The sequence below is a fragment of the Candidatus Macondimonas diazotrophica genome, assembly GCF_004684205.1.
GTDB lineage: Bacteria > Pseudomonadota > Gammaproteobacteria > UBA5335 > UBA5335 > Macondimonas > Macondimonas diazotrophica.
Map to the genome: position 1 here is coordinate 64,256 of NZ_SRIO01000004.1, position 19,203 is coordinate 83,458.

Sequence of the window (19,203 nt, forward strand, 5' to 3'; positions counted from 1 at the left end):
CATCCCTCATCAGCGGCCCCCTCTTTCCTCTCTTGAAGGCCAGCACCTGATCCATGAATTCTGCGGCATCCTCCCGAGTTCCCCGCCATATCGCCATCATCATGGATGGCAATGGCCGTTGGGCCATGCAGCAGGGAAAGCCGCGACTGCATGGCCATGAAGCCGGCGTCCATGCTGCCCGCACGATTGTGCGGGCCGGTCGCGATGCCGGGGTCGAGGCGCTCACCCTCTATGCCTTCAGCAGCGAAAACTGGTTGCGTCCTGCGACCGAGGTGAGTTTCCTGCTCGAACTGTTCATTCGCACGATGGCCGTCGAGCTCGACACGCTCCATGACGAAGGGGTTCGCGTTCGATTCATCGGCGATCGGACCGCGCTGCCGTCGAACTTGCTGGCGATCATCGAGGCCAGTGAACGGCGTACCGCAAGCAATCCCGGCATGGTTCTGGTGATCGCGCTGGGATATGGCGGGCGACAGGATCTGGTGCAGACGGTCCGTGCGCTCGGCGCCCAAATCGAAGCCGGTGCCCTGAAGGCCGCTGATCTCGATGAAAAGACCCTGCGCGATGCCCTCGATCTAGGCGATCTTCCCGATCCCGACCTATTGATTCGTACCGGCGGCGAATACCGGATCAGCAACTTCCTGCTGTGGCATCTGGCGTATACCGAGTTTTATTTTTCCGACATTCTATGGCCTGATTTCAGTTCCGCGGATTTTCATCAGGCGCTGGCCTGGTTCGCTGAGCGCGAGCGCCGATTCGGGCGCACGGGCGCCCAAGTTCACTCGGAAAGAGGCGATCAGGATGCCCAGTGACCGTATTCGAACCGCCTTGTGGGTGGTCCCGCCGATTGTCGCTGCGGTTCTGTTGCTGCCCAATCCATGGGTGGCGGTGTTGTTCGCGGCCATCGTCTGGGGCGCCGGACAGGAGTGGACGGCCTTGATGGGCTTGCCGCACGACGGCGGCAGAGCGGCAGGAGTCGTCCTGCTCCCTCTCATGGCGGCAACCTATGTTTGGGGTGATCTGGATGCCGTTGGGGTGCTGCTTGGTGTGGCGCTGTTCTGGTGGGTTCTGGCGACCATCTGGGTCGTCTGTTTCCCGGTGGGTTTGCCGGGTGGCGCCTCGCTGCGGGGCCGCAAGCTGCTCGTCGGGTTGCTGCTGTTGCTGCCGGCGTGGCTGGCGCTGATCACGCTACACGGTTCCGCCGAAGGACCCCGTTGGGTCCTTTTGTTACTGGTCATGATCTGGCTTGCCGATGCCGGCGCCTATTATGCCGGACGCCGCTTCGGCCGGCGCAAACTGGCGCCGCAGGTCAGCCCGGGCAAAACCTGGGCGGGCTTCTGGGGGGGCTTGGCGGCCGGTCTCGCTGCTGGATTGCTCGGTCCGCTGTTGCTGCGGCTGGAAATGCCAGCGCTGGGCGCGTACGCCCTGACTTGCCTGGTGACTGTTGCCGGGTCCGTGGTAGGCGACCTCACGGTCAGCATGTTCAAGCGCCAGATGGGCGTCAAGGATACCGGCCATCTCTTGCCCGGCCATGGCGGGATTCTGGACCGTATCGACAGTCTGACCGCTGCAGCACCGATTTTCACCTGGGGTCTGGGGCGGGCACAGGGATGGCTGTGACGGGACTGTGCATTCTGGGCGCGACGGGGAGCGTGGGGTGCAGCACGTTGGATGTGGTGGCTCGCCACCCCGACCGGTTTCGGGTGGTGGCGCTGACCGCGCAGCGGCAAGTGGAACGGTTGCTGGCGCAATGTCGCCAGTTCGATCCCATGGTGGCGGTGGTTGGAGATGCGACCGCGGCGCGGTGGCTGCAGCAGGAGCTGGCCGCTGGTGGGATCAAAACAGCGGTCTTGCATGGCCCGGATGGGCTGACTCAGGCCGCGGCCCTGCCCGAGGTGAGCACGGTGATGGCCGCCATCGTCGGGGGTGCCGGCTTGATGCCGACGCTGAGTGCAGTGCGCGCCGGCAAGACCGTATTGCTCGCCAACAAGGAATCGTTGGTCATGGGCGGCAGCCTCTTCATGGATGAAGTGCGGCGCTACGGCGCGCGCCTCATTCCGATCGACAGCGAGCACAATGCCATTTTTCAATGCCTGCCGCAGGATTCCTCGGTTGGCCTCGATCCGGATGGCGTGCGTCGCGTGCTCCTGACGGCGTCGGGTGGTCCATTTCGGCAGCTTGCGGCAGAGGCGCTGGCGCATGTCACGCCCGAGGCGGCTTGCGCACATCCCAACTGGGTGATGGGACGCAAGATCTCGGTCGATTCGGCGACCTTGATGAACAAGGGGTTGGAGGTGATCGAGGCGCACTGGCTGTTCGGTCTGCCGGCCGAGCGGATCGAGGTCGTGGTGCACCCGCAGAGTGTGGTGCATTCGCTGGTGGAATATGTCGACGGTTCCGTTTTGGCACAGCTGGGGCATCCGGACATGCGCACTCCCATTGCACACGCGCTGGGATGGCCTGAACGCATCGACATCGGTCTGCCGATGTTGGATCTGATCCAGATCGGTCAGTTGACCTTTGAGGCGCCCGATCAAGGCCGTTTCCCGGCGTTGAGGCTGGCCTATGAGGCGCTGACCGCGGGTGGGGGTGCGCCTGTTGTGCTCAATGCGGCCAACGAAATCGCCGTCGCGGCGTTTCTGGACGACCGGCTGCCGTTTCCGGGAATCGCTGCGCTGATCGAGCGGGCGTTGCAGGTCCTCGGCAGCACACCGGCGGCGTGCTGGGATGCGGTGATAGAATTGGATGATCGCACCCGCGCAGCTTGCGCCGTATGGCTGGGGAACGGAACATGAGTCAGGTGATGTCGTCCTTGCTGGCATTCATCGTCGCGCTGGCGTTGCTCATCGCGATCCACGAATGGGGGCACTTCTGGGTGGCGCGGCGCTTGGGGGTCAAGGTGCTGCGCTTCAGTATCGGCTTCGGCCGGCCTCTCTGGCGGCGTATCGGTCGGGACGGGACCGAGTATCGGGTGGCGATGATTCCCTTGGGTGGATACGTCAAGATGCTCGACGAGCGGGAAGGGCCTGTCGTTCCGAGCGAACGACAGCACGCGTTCAACCGTCAATCGGTCAGCGTTCGTGCCGCCATCGTGTCGGCCGGACCGATCGCGAACCTTCTGCTTGCCATCGCCCTGTACTGGCTGGTGCTGTGCCTGGGTGTGCCGGGCATGCGCTCGCTGATCGATACGCCGGCGCCGAACACCCCTGCGGCTGTTGCGGGCCTCGAGGGCGGTGATGAGATCTTGCGGGTCAACGACGCGTCGACGCCGACTTGGGAACAGTTGGGGCTGCGTGTGGTTCAGGCGGCACTGGATGATGTTCCGCTGGAGTTGCAGGTGCGGCGAGCCGACGGCGCCGAGCAGACACTGATCCTCGACGCGGATTGGTCGAACGCACTCGATGAGCCGGCGCGAATCAATCAGGATCTGGGGCTGGCGCCTTACCAGCCGCCTTTGCCCGCGCAGTTGGGCGCACTGCAGTCCGATGGGCCGGCGGCTTCGGCCGGACTGGCGCCGGGTGATCGCATCCTCGCCATGGATGGGCGGCCTGTGGCGGACTGGGCAGATTGGGTCAATCAGGTCAGGGCGCGTCCGAACGAGGCCGTGGAGATCGAGATTTCCAGTGGCGACGAGACACGGCGCCTCACCCTGCGCATCGGTTCGCGGCAGCAGGACGGGATTCGCATCGGTTATGTGGGCGCCAGCCCTCACGTTCCCCAACAGTTGCAAGAGAGCCTGCGTGCCGAGTACCGTTATGCGCCGATAGCGGCATTGCCCGTGGCCGTTCAACGCACCTGGCAGATGAGTGTGATGACGGTTCGGATGCTGGCACGCATGGCGACGGGGCAGCTGGGGCTCGATAATCTCAGCGGTCCCATCAACATTGCCCAGTATGCAGGGTATTCTGCCCAGATCGGCTTGGTGTCCTATCTTGGATTCCTTGCGGTGATCAGCATCAGTCTGGGGGTGCTCAATCTGCTGCCCATTCCGATTCTGGATGGGGGGCACTTGGCTTTCTATCTGATGGAAGGAATACGGGGCAAGCCGCTTTCCGAACGCGTTCAGCACTGGGGGCAGCAGATCGGGATCATTGCCCTGGTGCTCATGATGGGGCTGGCTTTCTACAACGATTTGGTCCGACTTTTCGCGCCGTGAGCTGCAGGTGGATGCAGGTTCCGGCTCAGCAAACATCAAGGTTTTTATGAACAAGAAAACATGGTCTCGCCTGGTAGGGATGGTACTGTTGCTGAGTCTGGGATCGGCTTGGGCGTTTGACGCCTTCGTGGTCCAGGATATCCGGGTGCAGGGACTGGAGCGGCACGATGTGTCGCGCGTCTATCGCGCCATCAATCTCAATGTTGGCGATCAGGTCGATGAACGTCGCGTCCAGCAGATGACGCGCGACCTGTTCAAGACCGGCTATTTCAGCGATGTCGGGTTTTCGCGGGAAGGCGATGCGATTGTCATCCGGGTCGTGGAGCGTCCGAGCATCGCGCGCTTTACCGTGACCGGAAACAAGGAGATTCCCTCCGACCAGCTGTTGAAGGGCTTGCGCGATGTCGGGCTGACCGAGGGGCGGGCTTTCGACCGATCCGTGCTGGAGCAGGTCGAGCAAGAGTTGCGTCGGCAGTACTTTGCCAATGGTCGCTATGCCGTCAAGATCGAAACCGATATCAAGGAAGAAACCGACAACCGGGTTGCCGTCGCCATCACGATCGATGAGGGGGACGTGGCCTCCATCCGCCGCATCAACATCGTCGGCAACGAGGCATTCAGTGACGAAGAGCTGCTACAGCCGCTGCGCTCGCGCAGCAAGAGCTGGTGGCGCCTGTTCGGCAGCCGGGACCGTTATTCCCAGCAGGTTTTCTCGGGCGATCTCGAGACTCTGACCTCGTTTTACCAGGATCGTGGCTATTTGAACTTTCGGGTTGAATCGACGCAGGTATCTCTGTCTCCGGACAAGGAAAGCATCTATCTCACCATCAACGTCTATGAAGGACCGAAATACAACGTCAGCGAAGTCGCGCTGCTGGGCGAACTGGTGGTGCCCGAATCCCAATTGCGCTCGCTGATCACGATTCGACCGGGAAGCACGTTCTCGCGCCAGGAAGCCACGGAGACGGCCAAGAAGATCTCCGAGCGACTTGGCGATGAGGGGTATGCCTTCGCCCAGGTCGAGCCGATGACGGACATCGATGAGGCCAATCGGCAGGTCAAGATCAATCTCCTGGTCAAGCCGGGAAATCGGTACTACGTGCGCAATGTCAATTTCCGAGGCAACGTCACGACCCAGGACCAGGCATTGCGGCGTGAAATGCGTCAGTACGAGGGCGCATCCTTCGCGGCCAGCGAAGTCACCCGCTCGCGGGTTCGGCTGGCGCGCTTGCCGTTCATCGAGCAGGCTGACGTTCAGGTGCGGCCCGTGCCAGGCGAAAGCAATCTCGTCGATGTCGACTATGAGGTCACCGAGCGCAGTGCCGGCGCATTCCAGGTCGGCGTGGGTTATTCCAGTGGCCAGGGCGTGCTGGTCAATGCGAATGTCTCCCACAGCAACTGGTTCGGAACCGGTAATCGCGTGAGCCTGGATTTCGTGACCAGCGAGTTCAGCCGCAACTACAGCGCTTCGCTGACCCAGCCTTTTTATACGCTCGATGGCGTGAGCCGTACGATCTCGCTGTTCCAGCGCACCACCGATTCCTTGACGCGGGTCAGCTCGCGGTTCGACACGGATACATGGGGTGGCTCGCTACGCTACGGAATTCCCATCACCGAATACGACAGCATTCGTCTGGGTGGCAGCTTCCGATCCACGCAGTTGACGGTGCTCGAGGGCAGTACCCCCCAGCAGATCATCGATTTCGTGGACCAGAACGGCGATTCGTTCAATGCCCTGACCTTCGATACGGGCTGGGTCCGCGACACCCGCAATCGCACCGTCTTTGCAGACAAGGGCTATATTCATCGGCTGTTTGCGGACATCTCTATTCCCGTGGCCGATCTGGAGTACTACAAGCTGACCTATGATTATGAGCAGTATTTCCCCATCAATCGCCACCTGATCGGCACGGCGCGGCTCGGTGTGGGCTATGCCGACAGCTACGGCGACACCACGGACCTGCCGCCTTACGAAAAATTCTTCGCCGGCGGCATCAATTCAGTTCGTGGTTACCAGGGAAGCTCCTTGGGCACACGGGACGAGTACAACAACCCATTGGGTGGCAACTTCCGCACCATTACTCAGCTCGAGATGTTGTTCCCAACCTTGCTCGGAGAAAGTCGCAATACGCGTTTCAGCCTGTTCGTGGATGCCGGTAATGTGTTCGACACCTATGATGACTTCGATGCAGGCGAGCTGCGTGCATCCACCGGTGTTGGCTTCCAGTGGTTGACACCGATCCTCGGTCTGCTGGAGTTCGCCATTGCCTATCCGCTGAACGACGAATCGGGGGACGATACCGAGGTGTTCAGCTTCACCTTCGGAGCCACGTTCTGATTGATCGCGACAGGAGCAATGACAATGCGAATGGCTGTAGCGGTCATCCTGCTTGGCTTGACGAGTTTGGCCCATGCGGAGATGAAAGTGGGCGTGATCGACCTGGCCCAGTTGCTGCGCGAGGCGCCGCAGGCCCGTGCGCTTCGCGAAAGCCTCGAGGCTGATCTGGAGCAGCGCAAGCGCATGCTCGCCCGCGAGGAAACGGCATTCACCCAGAAGCAGGAAGATTTCGATCGCAATGTTCAGACCTTGTCCCCGGAACGACGCGAACAAATGGAGCGGGAGCTTCTGGCCGCCCAGCGGGAGCTGATTCGAAAGCGCCGCCAGTTCGAGGAAGAGCTGCAAGCCCGCCGCATGGAGGGTTTACGAGAAATCGATCGCAATGTCTCGCGCGTGATTCGGGATTTGGCCGAGCGTGAAGGCTTCGACCTGATCCTTTCCGAAGGGGTGCTGTATGCCTCACAGCGGATGGATATCACGGCGCGAGTAATCCAGGAATTGCAGGGCAAGGCGCGCTGATCTGCCGCCGGGAAGTGAGGGTGGCAGAATATACACTGGCCCAATTGGCCCAACGTTTTGATTGTCGCTTGTTGGGCGATGGTGAGACGCGCATTGTCGGCGTCTGTTCGCTGTCGCCTGGCCGGCGGGGGCACATCGCGTTTCTGGCTAGCGCCGCCTATCGGCGATCGCTCGGTCAGACCCAAGCCGGGGCCGTCGTGCTTCAGGATGCGGATGCGGCGTCGAGTCCGGTACCGGCGCTGATCTCCCCCAATCCCCATTTGGTTTTTGCACATCTGGCGACCCTGTTCTGCCCGCCTGATGCGATCGTTCCGGGCATCCACCCCACGGCGGTCGTCGATCCGGCTGCCCGCGTTCATTCGAAAGCCGAAATCGGGCCGCACTGTGTCATCGAGGCCGGGGCCGAAGTCGGCGAAGCGGCCGTCATCGGGCCACATTGCGTGATCGCTGCAAACGCCTGCATCGGCGAGCAGAGCCGGCTGGTCGCGCGGGTTTATGTCGGCAAGGCCGTCACCATGGGTCGCTGTTGCGTCATGCATCCCGGTGTTGTGATCGGTGCCGATGGCTTCGGTTTTGCCCAGGATGGCGAGCAATGGATCAAAGTCCCGCAGCTCGGCTCGGTGAGAATCGGCAACAATGTGGAAATCGGCGCCAACACGACGGTCGATCGGGGTGCCTTGGACGATACCGTTCTGGAAGATGGCGTCAAGCTCGACAACCAGATTCAGATCGGCCACAACGTGCGCATCGGCGAACATACCGCGATTGCGGCCTGCACCGGTATTTCCGGGAGTACGGTGATCGGTCGACGCTGCATGATCGGTGGCGGCGTGGGGATGAACGGTCACCTGCAGATTGCCGACGGCGTTGTGATTACCGGGATGACCATGGTGACCCATTCGCTGCATTCGCCCGGGGTATACTCATCCGGCTTGCCGGTTGACGACAATCGCCGCTGGCAGCGCAACATGGCGCGCGTGCGTCATCTGGACGAGATGGCCGGCCGTCTGCGCCGCCTGGAACGTCGGGTGAGCACCCTCGATCCGGGCGCCGATGAAGAAGGATCTGACACTTGACTCAAATGGACATTCCGCAAATTCAGGCCTTGTTGCCCCATCGTTACCCGTTTCTGTTGCTTGATCGGATCGTCGAGGTCACCCCGAGTAGTCATCTGGTGGCCCTCAAGAACGTCACCATCAACGAGCCCTTCTTCCAGGGGCATTTTCCGGGGCGGCCGGTCATGCCCGGCGTCTTGATTCTGGAGGCGATGGCGCAGGCGACCGGTGTCCTGGCTTACCGCAGCGCCGACACGCCGTCGGATCCGAGCCAGCTTTACTATCTGGTTGGAATGGATCGCGCGCGGTTCAAGAAGCCCGTCGAACCGGGAGATCAGTTGCGGATTCACGTCGTGCTCCAGCGCACGCTGCGGCAAATCTGGCGCTTCGAGACCCGTGCCGAGGTCGACGGCGTCTGTGTGGCCGAGGCCGAAATCATGTGTGCGGCACGGAGGTACGGTCGTGATTGATCCGCGCGCCATCATCGATTCAGGAGCCACGTTGGGCGAGGGGGTTCAGATCGGCCCCTACAGCGTCATCGGTCCCGGCGTGGAGATCGGGGCCGGTTGCGTCATCGGTCCCCACGTCGTGATCAAGGGACCGACCCGGATCGGCTGCAATAACCGCATCTACCAGTTTGCCTCCATCGGCGATGACCCGCAGGACAAGAAATACCGCGGCGAACCCACGCGTCTGGAGATCGGCGACGGCAACACGATCCGCGAGTACTGTACGATCAACCGAGGGACGATCCAAGACGAGGGTGTGACTCGCATCGGTAGCCGCAACTGGATCATGGCCTACGTGCACATCGCCCATGATTGCATCCTGGGCAACGACGTCGTCATGGCCAACAACGCCAGTTTGGCCGGTCACGTGCACATCGACGACCACGCCATCCTGGGCGGTTTCGCCATGGTGCACCAGTTCTGCAAGATCGGCGCTCACGCCTTTTTGCAGTTTGCCGCGGGCGTGAATCGCGATGTGCCGCCGTTCGTGGTGGCCTCGGGCATTCCTGCCAAACCGGCGGGACTGAACACCGAAGGCATGCGCCGTCACGGCTTCGATGCCGACCGGGTCCTGGTGCTCAAGAAAGCCTACAAGCTGCTCTATCGCAGCGGCTTGCGTCTGGAACAGGCACGCGCGGAACTCGAGGTGCTGGCGGCCGGTCATCCCGACGTCGCCCGCTTCAGCCATTTCCTGGAATCCAATCCGCGCAGCATCATCCGCTGATATGGCCTTGCGCATCGGCATCGTCGCAGGCGAGTTGTCCGGTGATCAGCTGGGCGGCGCATTGATCCGAAGCCTGCGTCAGCAGTCGGACCGACCTGTGCGCGTGGAAGGTGTGGCGGGACCGCGCATGGTCGGGGCGGGCGCTCGGCCACTGGCCGATTGCGGCGAGTTGGCGGTGATGGGGCTGACCGAAGTGATCCGTCATGTTCCCCGTCTGATGCGCCTGCGCCGGGAACTCGCCGAGCATTTCCTCCGAAATCGACCCGATGTGTTCATCGGTATCGACGCGCCGGATTTCACGCTGGGCCTCGAGCGGCGTTTGCGAGCCGCAGGAATTCCCACCGTCCACTATGTCAGCCCATCGGTCTGGGCCTGGCGGCAGGGGCGAATCCGGGGCATTCGTCGGTCGGCCGATGCGATGCTGACCCTGCTGCCCTTCGAAGCGGAATTCTACCGCCAGCACGGTGTGCCCGTACGGTTCGTGGGGCATCCCCTGGCCGACATGTTGCCCGATCCACCGGACCGGGCAGCAGCGCGGCGGCGCCTGGGATTGCCGGATGCCGGACCGCTCATTGCGCTCTTGCCCGGCAGTCGGCAAGGCGAAGTTCGCCGGCTGGCGGAACCGTTCCTCGCCGCTGCCCGTCTTGTGGCCGCGCGGCATTCCGATGCCCGTTTCCTGGTCCCGCTGGCCCATCCGGGCTTGCGCGAGCCGATTGAAGCAGCCCGTGTTCAGGTGGCGCCGGGCCTGCCACTGCAACTCTTGGAGGATGGTGCACGCGACGTGCTCGAGGCGAGTGACGGGGCGTTGGTGGCCAGCGGCACCGCGACACTCGAAGCGATGCTACTGGGCTGCCCCATGGTGGTGGGCTACCGGCTCGCGCCGACCACCTATGCCCTGGCGCGTCATCTGGTGCGCACCGAACATGTCGCACTGCCGAACCTGCTCGCCGGAGAACGGCTGGTGCCCGAGCTGATCCAGGACGCGGCAACCCCAGACGCGCTGGCCAACGAGATGCTCGCGTTGCTGGACGATCCGGGCCGCGGTGCGGCGATGCGCGCGCGTTTCACTCAACTGCGCCAGACGCTGCGGGCCGGCGGGGCCGAAGCTGCCGCCGATGCCGTGCTGCGTGTGGCGCGGAGGTTGCCGCCCGCATGATCAAAGGGCATTCCGCAACGTGGATCGCTGGCGTGGATGAGGCCGGTCGGGGTCCCTTGGCGGGGCCGGTGCTGGCGGCGGCAGTCATCCTGCATCCCGAGCGACCCATCGCGGGTCTGGATGACTCCAAGCGCCTCAGCGCCAGACGCCGGGAAGCCCTATTCGGCCACATTCTCATCCATGCCCATGCCTGGGCGATCGGTCGCGCCGAGGTCGCCGAAATCGACCACATGAATATCCTGCAGGCTACCTTGCTGGCCATGGCACGCGCCGTCCAGGCCCTCCCTGTAGTACCCGATGCGGTGTGGATCGATGGCAATCAGGCGCCCGTCCTGTCCATGCCGACACGGACGATAATCGGTGGGGATCGTGACGCGGGCGCCATCAGTGCTGCGTCGATTCTGGCCAAGGTGAGCCGTGACCGGGAGATGACCCAGCTTGCGGCGCGCTACCCCGAATACGGTTTCGCGCGTCATCAGGGCTACCCGACCGCTGCGCATCTGGCCGCATTGCGGCAGCATGGGCCAAGCCCGGTCCATCGGCGCAGCTTCGCGCCGGTTCGGCGCGTGTTGGCGGAAGGTGCAGGATGACGGTTTCCTTCATCCACCTGCGGGTGCATACGGAATATTCGCTGGTCGACGGGCTGGTGCGCATCAAGCCCCTGGTGGCCCGCGCGCGGGAACTGGGCATGCCTGCGGTCGGCATCACTGACCAGTCCAACTTGTTCGGCCTGGTGAAGTTCTACAAGGCGGCTCGGGGCGAGGGCATCAAACCCATCGCCGGGGTGGATGTCTGGGTGGATGAGGGGGAGTCCTTGCCGCCCACACGCCTCACGCTGCTGTGCCAGAACCTTGCGGGCTATCATCATCTGACCCGATTGGTGACGCGGTTGTACCGCGAGGGCCAGCGTCGCGGCCCGCCGCTGCTCACATGGGATTGGCTGACCGAAGAAGGTACCGAAGGACTGATCGCCCTATCGGGCGGGCGGGAAGGCGCGATCGGTCGCGCGCTCATTGCCGGACGGGACGAACAGGCGCGGACGCTCCTGGACTCGGCTACAGCGCTGTTCGGCGATCGCTATTATCTTGAGCTGAGCCGCATCGGCCATGCGGATGAGGCGATCTATCTCCCCGGCGCCGTGGATCTGGCCGGGCGTGCCGGCGTACCCCTGGTGGCCACCAACGATGTACGTTTTCTGCAGCCCGAGGATTTCGACGCACATGAGGTGCGGGTCTGCATCAACAGCGGCCGTCTGCTGGATGATCCCCGGCGACCGCGCGAGTATACGGCTGAGCAGTTTCTGCGCTCGCCCGAGCAGATGGCCGAGCTGTTCGCCGATCTGCCTGAAGCGTTGGCCAACAGTGTCGAGATTGCCCGTCGATGCAGCCTGCAATTGCGGCTCGGGGAAAACGTGCTGCCGCGGTTTCCGGTGCCCGACGCACGCAGTCCGGAGGCATATCTCGGTGAGGTCGCCCAAGCAGGGCTGAGCGCACGGCGTGCGAGCGGTCGGGCGGGGGCGGGCGACGATGTCCGTTATGACCAGCGCCTGGCCCGCGAGCTTGATGTGATCAGCGGCATGGGTTTTGCCGGGTATTTTCTCATCGTGGCCGATTTCATCGGTTGGGCCCGCGAAAACGGCGTGCCGGTGGGCCCGGGGCGCGGATCGGGCGCCGGCTCCCTGGTGGCTTACGCGCTTGGCATCACCGATCTCGATCCCATTGCCTACGATCTGCTGTTCGAGCGTTTCCTCAATCCGGAACGCGTATCGATGCCGGATTTCGACATCGATTTCTGCATGGAAGGTCGTGATCGGGTCATCGACTATGTGGCCCAGCGCTACGGTCGCGATCAGGTGTGCCAGATCATCACCTTCGGCAGCATGGCGGCCAAGGCCGTGGTGCGCGATGTCGGCCGCGTGCTGGGCCATCCCTACGGCTTCGTCGACCGTATTGCGAAGCTCATCCCGTTCGAACTTGGCATCACGCTGGACAAGGCACTGGAGCAGGAACCCGAGCTCGGCCGGCTCTACCGCGAAGATGAGGCGGTGCAGGTGCTGATCGACTTGGCCCGGGCGCTCGAGGGTGTGGCCCGCAATGCCGGTAAGCACGCCGGCGGCGTGGTGATCGCGCCCTCCGAGCTCACCGACTTCACGCCGTTGTACTGCGAAGCGGGCGGCGAGAATCTGGTGACCCAGTTCGACAAGGACGACGTGGAAGCCGCCGGTCTCGTCAAGTTCGATTTCCTCGGCTTACGGACGCTCACCATCCTCGACTGGGCGGTCGCGGCCATCAACCACGAGCGCAACGCGCGCGGCGAAACACCACTGACGCTCGATGCGCTGCCGCTGGATGATGCTGCAACGTTTGCCTTGCTCAAGCGTTGCGAGACCACCGCGGTATTCCAGCTTGAATCGCGCGGCATGAAGGATCTGATCAAGCGCCTGCAGCCGGACTGTTTCGAAGACATCGTCGCGCTGGTGGCGCTGTTCCGGCCCGGACCGCTGCAATCGGGCATGGTGGACGATTTCATCAACCGCAAGCACGGACGGGCGAAGGTAGACTATCCCCATCCGGCACTGGAACCCATCCTCAAACCGACCTACGGCGTGATCCTGTATCAGGAGCAGGTGATGCAGATCGCGCAGGTACTGGCGGGCTATACGCTCGGCGGCGCCGATCTGCTGCGTCGCGCCATGGGCAAGAAAAAGCCCGAGGAAATGGCCAAGCAGCGCGAGATTTTTCTGGCCGGTGCACAGGCTGGCGGCGTGCCGGAGGCGACGGCGACGCACATCTTCGACCTGATGGAGAAGTTCGCCGGCTACGGTTTCAACAAGTCGCACTCGGCGGCCTATGCGCTCCTCTCCTACCAGACCGCGTATCTCAAGGCGCACTATCCGGCCGCGTTCATGGCAGCCGTGCTGTCGGCCGATATGGATCACACCGACAAGGTCGTGAACCTGATCGACGAGTGCCGGGCCATGGCGCTCACGGTGCAGACGCCGGATGTGAATCAGTCCGATTACCGCTTCAGCGCCCCCGCACCGGACCGGCTGCAGTACGGCCTGGGTGCCATCAAGGGTGTGGGACGGGGTGCGATTGATGCGATTGTGGAGGAGCGTGCCGGCGGCGGGCCTTTCAAGGATCTGGTGGATCTGTGCTGCCGCGTTGATGGGCGGCGGGTCAACCGACGGGCGCTCGAGGCCATGATCCGCGCCGGTGCGATGGATACGCTGGGCCCAACGCGCGCCGGGATGATGCAGGGTCTGGATGAGGCGCTTCGCCTGGCGGAGCAGCAGGGGCGTGCCGGCGCTGTGGGGCAGGATGACTTGTTCGGCCTGGGCAGTGAGCCCGTCCGGCCGGCGCTGTTGGCCACGGCCGGGATCCCCGAATGGCCTGAAGCCCAGCGCCTGCAGGAAGAAAAAGAGACCCTTGGCCTCTATCTCACGGGCCACCCGATTACCCAGTTTGAAGCAGATTTGCGACAGTTTGTCTCCGATCGGCTGAGCAATCTTTCCACCGGGACGACGGAGGGCGGATCGGGGCAGAAACGGGATGTGGTGGTTGCGGGGCTGGTCGTCGCGATTCGGCGCCAGGCCGGCAAGCGCGCGTTTCTGACGCTGGATGACCGTTCCGCACGCCTGGAGGTGGCGGTGTTCGAGGATCAATACCAGCGCTATCAACATCTGATCGTGAAAGACCAACTGCTGGTGGTCGAGGGGAGTTTCGGCTACGACGACTACTCGGGTAATTTCCGGCTGACGCCGCGTCAGCTGCTGGATCTTGAGCAGATGCGGCTGCGCTATGGCAAACGCCTCACCCTGACGCTGGATGAAACTTCTGCCACGCTGATCGATCGGCTTGTCGATGGATTGGAACCGTTCCGGGGGGGATCCTGCCCGGTGCGCATCGTCTACCGGACACCAATCGCCGAGGCGATGCTCTGTGCAGGGGAATCCTGGCGCATTCAGCCGTCCGGCGATCTGCTGCAGCGCTTGCGCGATCTGCTGGGCGTTGAAGCCGTGCAACTGGAATACGCGCGTCCCGCACCGTCGGCGGCGACGCGATTTCCTCGGGCTGCGGCCCTTCAAGGCTGAGCCATCCCCTGCGAATCAAGGGTTTGATGTCATTCTGTATCTCTTGGGAAATGAAGCGCCGAAAAGCGCCGCGACCACGCTCAGCGTCACGGTCATGAGCGTATACCACAGCGGCAAGCGCGTCATCACGGGCCCAGTGAAGATCAGCGCAGTCAGCAGCGCGATGCCGAGGGCATGCCAATATTCCAGCGCGGTGACGCGGTTCGCTACCGTGTATCCCGCCGCCCCGGCCGCCGACACGCCGGGTAGGATGGCCAGCACCATTTGGGGATAGGACTGAAATTGCCGGGTCAAGAAGTCATGAATCTGGGCGTCATCCCATCCCCGGACACCCAGATAAAGCCGGGTGAGCCCGGACAGGGCGACACTGCTGATGACCATGGCGGCGAAATAAGCCGCTATTGCCCATCCCATGGCACGCAGGCTTTGGCTGGACCATCCCCTGGTCATCTTCCAATCCCTTGGTTTCGCGAACAGCGCTGATTGTAGCGCGGGCGACATCGCAATACGGATCGTCGGGCTGATGGTGGCGCGTGCCGGCGATCAACGCGCCAGGATGTACTGCCCATTCAGCGTGAGCAGATAGGCGCCGGCCAGGCTCAGAGAAGCGCCGGTGACCGTTCCTGCCAGCCCGGGGAATGAATGCAATCTGGACGCGAAAGGCTGAATCGAAGGCAACGTCACCGGATCGAGGGAATCGCGCAGGCTCATGGCCCAGGTGAACGGGGGCGCGACGGTGGGAAGGCTGAGTCCGATTGCCTCCCATTCGGCATTGAGCGTCCAGGGACTGGAAATCGGAACGGCCGGCTGCTGTGGCTCGATCATGGCGGGTCCCGGATTCCAGGTGCCAAGCCCATTGGTGCCCTCGATACGGCTCAGTTCGGCGTCTGACAGCTCAATCAGTTCGGCCTGAACCGTAAACGGGGCCAATGCCGCAGAAAGTACCCAGGCGCAAGATGTGACTCTTCTCACGATTTTCTCCTCCTCGGTGGACCGGCTATTGTTTCCGACTGCCAGTAATCGCCTTATCGGCACGAGGGTTGGGACGCTGAGCGATCGCGGCGCAGAATGAATTCGGTCTGGCTTGGACAGCGAGGGGGTTTTCTGGTGCAATGTGGCCCTCGCCGATCTGACGACAGGCAGACCATGCAGCTCAACTTCCTTGAATTTGAAAAGCCCATCGCCGAACTCGAAGCGAAAATCGAAGAACTCCGGCATGTAGGGGATGACTCCGCAGTCAACATCAGCGAAGAAATCCAGCGTCTCGAAGCCAAGAGCCGGGCGTTGACCGCGACGATTTTTTCAAAGCTCACGCCTTGGCAGGTCTCGCAATTGGCGCGGCATACCCGTCGCCCGCATGCACTTGATTACATTCAGACGATCTTCACCGATTTCGAGGAACTGCACGGTGACCGGTCGTTTGCGGATGACGCGGCCATCGTGGGCGGCGTGGCGCGGCTGGACGGCCGGCCCGTCATGGTGATCGGCCAGGAGAAGGGCCGCGACACCAAGGAAAAGATCCGGCGTAACTTCGGCATGCCGCGCCCGGAAGGCTATCGCAAGGCGCAACGCCTGATGGAAATGGCTGAGCGCTTCGACCTGCCGGTGCTCACCCTGATCGATACGCCGGGCGCCTACCCCGGAATCGATGCGGAAGAGCGGGGACAGAGCGAGGCCATTGCCCGAAATCTGTTCGTCATGGCGCGGTTGGGGACCCCCATCGTGTGCACGGTAATCGGCGAAGGCGGCTCCGGTGGCGCGCTGGCCATCGGCGTCGGCGATCGGGTGGCGATGCTGCAGTATTCGATCTATTCGGTGATCTCGCCGGAAGGCTGTGCCTCCATCCTGTGGAAGGATGCCGCGCGCGCCGAGGAGGCCGCTGCAGCCATGGGCATCACGTCGGATCGGGTGCTCGAACTCGGTTTGATCGATACGGTGATCGAAGAACCCTTGGGGGGCGCGCATCGCGACCCTGTCTTGATGGCGGAGCGTCTGAAGAGTTTTCTGATCCAGAGTCTCGACGAATTGCAGACCTTCGATCGGGCGCGACTGATTGAGCGGCGTCGGGAGCGGCTGATGGGATATGGGCCCTATCGGGAGAGTTGAGCGGTCGTGACCGCAGCTGTGCGAGATGCCTTCCGGCAGGTCGTTCAGCACTGGCCTGACGCGTCCCGCTGGCATATCGGATTCAGCGGCGGCCTCGACTCGACGGTGCTGATGGATCTGGTCCTGCAGGACCGGAGCGCACTGCCACCCTTTCACGCCATTCATGTCGATCACAGGTTGCATCCGAACAGTGCCGACTGGGGTGCGCACTGTCGGGTATGGTGCCAGGAGCGGGAGATCGACTTCACGCTTCTCACGCTGACGGACGATCCCCCGACCGGGGCGAGTGTGGAGGCCTGGGCGCGCGAAGCTCGCTATGCTGCGCTGGCTGCGCAGCTCGATGCGGGCCAAGTGCTGTTAACGGCCCATCACGCCGATGACCAGCTCGAGACCTTTCTGCTCCAGGCCCTGCGCGGTGCGGGCCCGGCCGGTTTGGCGGCGATCGCGCCGTGGCGTCGTCTTGCCCCGGGTTTTGTGGCGCGACCGCTCCTGTCGCTCACGCGGGCGCAGTTACACGACTACGCGGTGCGTCGCGGATTGCGGTGGCTCGAGGATCCGAGCAACGCGGATCCGTCCTTGGATCGCAACTTCCTGCGCGGTGTGGTGCTGCCGCTGTTGCGCAAACGCTGGCCGCAGGCGGCGCAGACGGTGTCGCGCAGCGCCCACCATTGTGCCCAGGCTGCGCGCCAGCTCGAGTGCTGGTCGGAAGCCAACGCGCATACAGCGGTCGTGATCGACGGCGCACTGGCCTTGGCGCCGTGGCTTGCCCATTCCCGCGTCGAACGCGACCTGTTGCTTCGTCATTGGCTTGCGCGTATCGGCTTGCCATTGCCGAGTGCGCGCATGCTGAGCACCATTGCGCAGCAATTGGCGCATGCGGGCACCGATCGGCAGGTGCTGCTGCGCTATCGGGGCGGGGAGATTCGGCGCCACCGGCATTACGCCTATGCCATGGCGCCGCTGCCCGACGCGCCATCGGGCAGTCTGGACTGGCCGGATCCCCGCGGTCCTCTGGCGTTGCCGTCCGGGTTGGGGACCCTGGATCTGGAATCCACGCTGGGCGGCCTCGATCCGGCACGCCTCACAGGCCGCCATGTGGAAGTCCGCTTCCGGCGTGGCGGCGAGCGAATCCGTCTGCCGGGTCAGGTGCATCGCAAACTCCTGACCGAACTGTGCCGCCAAGCGGGGATCGCCCCCTGGGTCCGCGATCGCTTGCCGCTGCTCTGGGTGGACGGGGAACTGGCAGCGGTGGCCGAGACATGGGTCGCAGCGGCTTTCGCCGCTCCCCCGAATGCGGTCGGCGCGCGGCTGCGTTGGTCGCGCCCCGAAGGGCTACCATGGCCGGTCAGCGCATCAGGTTGAACAGCGACAGACCTTGAACCTTGAGATAGCTCTGCTGAGCGGCCTGCAGGGCCACGGTTTGGAGATTCAACCGGCCGATTGCCTCGGTGTAATCCAGATCCTGCAACTGCGAGCGCAGGGATTGCAGGTTCAGGACCTCATCGGCATTGATTTCCCGTTGCTGATCGAGCGTCGCCATGCGGCTGCCCACCTCCGTGCGGATGGTTTGCAGATGGCTCAGCGCTTGATCGATTTCCTCGATGCCACGTCCGAGCGCGCTGATTTCACGGGCGGATTCAGCCGGATCGCCATCCAGGCTGGATACCGCCTGGGTCACCTGAGCCAATGTGCTGAAGATGTCCTGATGCGCGCTGGGACGGAGCTGAAACTGATCGCCGGCCTTAGGTGTACCACTGACCGTGACCTGAATGCCGTTGAACACGATGGCACTGTCGGCGACATATGCCCCTGAGCCGATGACACCGCCGGTGCCATCGCGGATCTCGTATTGATCAGGCGTCGTCATGACCAGGGTATAGGTGTCCGCGACCCATGCGGACCGGTCCACGACACTGCCGGCATCGATGCGCCCGCTGCCGGTATTGGCGGATTCGGCAGCCGTGCGGAAGACGCCGTTGCCGTCGCGCGCCGTGAGCAGGACCCGCTCGCCGGAATCACTGACGGCCACGAGCCGATTCTGGCCGATGGACACCAAGCGTTGGCCTGCATCGCCCGTATAGCTGACGGTGCCGCTGGCGTCGCGCAGGAATGGCGTTTGCCGGCTCTGATACCCCCCGAACAGGAACTCGCCCTGCGCATCGGTCTGATTCGCGACATCCAGAAGCTGATCCTGGAGTACGCGCAATTCGGCGGTGATCGCGTTCCGGCTGAGGCCATCCTGTGCCGCCGTATTGGCCTGCAGTGCCAACTCGCGTGCGCGCAACAGGATGTCCCCCATGGCCGCCAGTGCGCCTTCCTCGGCCTGCAGGCGGCTTTGAGCCAGATCGCTGTTGCGCCCGAACGTGGTCAGCCGATCCAGGGCGCGATCCAGCGCCAGTGTCCGCAACGCCGCCGAGGGATCGTCGGCGGGGGCGAGCAGACGCTGGCCGGTCGCCAGTTGCTGCTGAGTGCGCGCGAGCTGGGTTTGTTTGTCCAGCATCGTCTGGACCAGTTGGCTTTGAGCTTGGGCGGTAGAAATGCGCATGG

17 protein-coding genes are annotated in these 19,203 nt (G+C 63.3%); 14 read left to right on the plus strand and 3 right to left on the minus strand.

The features are described 5' to 3' along the window. Positions 1-53: 53 nt before the first annotated feature. The 12 genes from uppS to dnaE are packed head-to-tail and all read left to right on the plus strand — an operon-like array spanning position 54 to position 14,550. A complete protein-coding gene (uppS, locus tag E4680_RS04175; RefSeq protein WP_135281134.1) occupies positions 54-812 on the plus strand; it encodes a polyprenyl diphosphate synthase in 759 nt (252 codons plus the stop codon). Further along, positions 802-1,620, plus strand: a complete 819-nt coding sequence (locus tag E4680_RS04180; RefSeq protein WP_135281135.1) for a phosphatidate cytidylyltransferase — start codon at positions 802-804, stop codon at positions 1,618-1,620. Before uppS ends, E4680_RS04180 begins: the two co-directional genes overlap by 11 nt. After that, positions 1,611-2,795 (plus strand): 1-deoxy-D-xylulose-5-phosphate reductoisomerase, encoded by a 1,185-nt coding sequence (gene ispC / locus E4680_RS04185; RefSeq protein ID WP_135281136.1) that lies wholly within the window; start codon positions 1,611-1,613, stop codon positions 2,793-2,795. Before E4680_RS04180 ends, ispC begins: the two co-directional genes overlap by 10 nt. Then, complete coding sequence (gene rseP, locus E4680_RS04190) at positions 2,792-4,156, plus strand: RIP metalloprotease RseP (RefSeq protein ID WP_135281137.1); 1,365 nt, start codon at positions 2,792-2,794, stop codon at positions 4,154-4,156. Before ispC ends, rseP begins: the two co-directional genes overlap by 4 nt. Positions 4,157-4,202: 46 nt before the next feature. Next, the gene (gene bamA, locus E4680_RS04195; RefSeq protein ID WP_135281138.1) at positions 4,203-6,494 is read left to right on the plus strand and encodes an outer membrane protein assembly factor BamA; all 2,292 of its coding nucleotides are present in this window, start codon (positions 4,203-4,205) and stop codon (positions 6,492-6,494) included. A 24-nt stretch (positions 6,495-6,518) separates the two neighbouring features. After that, positions 6,519-7,013 carry an OmpH/Skp family outer membrane protein gene (locus tag E4680_RS04200; RefSeq protein ID WP_167792374.1) on the plus strand — a complete coding sequence of 165 codons (495 nt, stop codon included), beginning with the start codon at positions 6,519-6,521 and terminating at the stop codon, positions 7,011-7,013. 20 nt (positions 7,014-7,033) lie between these two features. Next, complete coding sequence (gene lpxD, locus E4680_RS04205; RefSeq protein WP_240696109.1) at positions 7,034-8,089, plus strand: UDP-3-O-(3-hydroxymyristoyl)glucosamine N-acyltransferase; 1,056 nt, start codon at positions 7,034-7,036, stop codon at positions 8,087-8,089. Positions 8,090-8,094: 5 nt separating this feature from the next. Next, positions 8,095-8,538 (plus strand): 3-hydroxyacyl-ACP dehydratase FabZ, encoded by a 444-nt coding sequence (fabZ, locus tag E4680_RS04210; protein WP_422666663.1) that lies wholly within the window; start codon positions 8,095-8,097, stop codon positions 8,536-8,538. Then, the gene (gene lpxA / locus E4680_RS04215; protein WP_135281142.1) at positions 8,531-9,301 is read left to right on the plus strand and encodes an acyl-ACP--UDP-N-acetylglucosamine O-acyltransferase; all 771 of its coding nucleotides are present in this window, start codon (positions 8,531-8,533) and stop codon (positions 9,299-9,301) included. The genes fabZ and lpxA overlap by 8 nt, the downstream gene beginning before the upstream one ends. Position 9,302: 1 nt before the next feature. Then, complete coding sequence (gene lpxB, locus E4680_RS04220; RefSeq protein WP_135281143.1) at positions 9,303-10,457, plus strand: lipid-A-disaccharide synthase; 1,155 nt, start codon at positions 9,303-9,305, stop codon at positions 10,455-10,457. After that, positions 10,454-11,047: a ribonuclease HII gene (gene rnhB, locus E4680_RS04225; RefSeq protein WP_135281144.1), complete on the plus strand. Its 594-nt coding sequence runs from the start codon at positions 10,454-10,456 to the stop codon at positions 11,045-11,047. Before lpxB ends, rnhB begins: the two co-directional genes overlap by 4 nt. Further along, positions 11,044-14,550: a DNA polymerase III subunit alpha gene (gene dnaE, locus E4680_RS04230; protein ID WP_135281145.1), complete on the plus strand. Its 3,507-nt coding sequence runs from the start codon at positions 11,044-11,046 to the stop codon at positions 14,548-14,550. The genes rnhB and dnaE overlap by 4 nt, the downstream gene beginning before the upstream one ends. A gap of 15 nt (positions 14,551-14,565) precedes the next feature. Here the strand turns inward: dnaE and E4680_RS04235 are convergent, their stop codons facing one another. Then, positions 14,566-15,000 carry a hypothetical protein gene (locus E4680_RS04235; RefSeq protein ID WP_135281146.1) on the minus strand — a complete coding sequence of 145 codons (435 nt, stop codon included), beginning with the start codon at positions 14,998-15,000 and terminating at the stop codon, positions 14,566-14,568. A 93-nt stretch (positions 15,001-15,093) separates the two neighbouring features. Continuing rightward, a complete protein-coding gene (locus E4680_RS04240) occupies positions 15,094-15,522 on the minus strand; it encodes a hypothetical protein (protein ID WP_135281147.1) in 429 nt (142 codons plus the stop codon). A gap of 174 nt (positions 15,523-15,696) precedes the next feature. Between E4680_RS04240 and E4680_RS04245 the strand changes: the two genes are divergently transcribed. Further along, positions 15,697-16,656 (plus strand): acetyl-CoA carboxylase carboxyltransferase subunit alpha, encoded by a 960-nt coding sequence (locus E4680_RS04245; protein WP_135281148.1) that lies wholly within the window; start codon positions 15,697-15,699, stop codon positions 16,654-16,656. A 6-nt stretch (positions 16,657-16,662) separates the two neighbouring features. Continuing rightward, positions 16,663-18,018, plus strand: coding sequence for a tRNA lysidine(34) synthetase TilS (gene tilS / locus E4680_RS04250; protein ID WP_135281149.1), 1,356 nt, complete (start codon positions 16,663-16,665; stop codon positions 18,016-18,018). Here the strand turns inward: tilS and flgL are convergent. After that, entirely contained in the window at positions 18,002-19,201 is a 1,200-nt protein-coding gene (gene flgL / locus E4680_RS04255) for a flagellar hook-associated protein FlgL (RefSeq protein ID WP_135281150.1), read from the minus strand. The genes tilS and flgL overlap by 17 nt on opposite strands. Positions 19,202-19,203 lie beyond the last annotated feature (2 nt).

Coding starts and splice junctions, on each gene's coding strand:
- bamA (WP_135281138.1), top strand. CDS start 4,203: ATGAACAAGAAAACATGGTCTCGCCTGGTAGGGATGGTACTGTTGCTG.
- E4680_RS04200 (WP_167792374.1), top strand. CDS start 6,519: ATGCGAATGGCTGTAGCGGTCATCCTGCTTGGCTTGACGAGTTTGGCC.
- flgL (WP_135281150.1), bottom strand. CDS start 19,201: ATGCGCATTTCTACCGCCCAAGCTCAAAGCCAACTGGTCCAGACGATG.
- lpxB (WP_135281143.1), top strand. CDS start 9,303: ATGGCCTTGCGCATCGGCATCGTCGCAGGCGAGTTGTCCGGTGATCAG.
- uppS (WP_135281134.1), top strand. CDS start 54: ATGAATTCTGCGGCATCCTCCCGAGTTCCCCGCCATATCGCCATCATC.
- fabZ (WP_422666663.1), top strand. CDS start 8,095: ATGGACATTCCGCAAATTCAGGCCTTGTTGCCCCATCGTTACCCGTTT.
- E4680_RS04235 (WP_135281146.1), bottom strand. CDS start 15,000: ATGACCAGGGGATGGTCCAGCCAAAGCCTGCGTGCCATGGGATGGGCA.
- E4680_RS04245 (WP_135281148.1), top strand. CDS start 15,697: ATGCAGCTCAACTTCCTTGAATTTGAAAAGCCCATCGCCGAACTCGAA.
- dnaE (WP_135281145.1), top strand. CDS start 11,044: ATGACGGTTTCCTTCATCCACCTGCGGGTGCATACGGAATATTCGCTG.
- rseP (WP_135281137.1), top strand. CDS start 2,792: ATGAGTCAGGTGATGTCGTCCTTGCTGGCATTCATCGTCGCGCTGGCG.
- rnhB (WP_135281144.1), top strand. CDS start 10,454: ATGATCAAAGGGCATTCCGCAACGTGGATCGCTGGCGTGGATGAGGCC.
- ispC (WP_135281136.1), top strand. CDS start 1,611: ATGGCTGTGACGGGACTGTGCATTCTGGGCGCGACGGGGAGCGTGGGG.
- E4680_RS04180 (WP_135281135.1), top strand. CDS start 802: ATGCCCAGTGACCGTATTCGAACCGCCTTGTGGGTGGTCCCGCCGATT.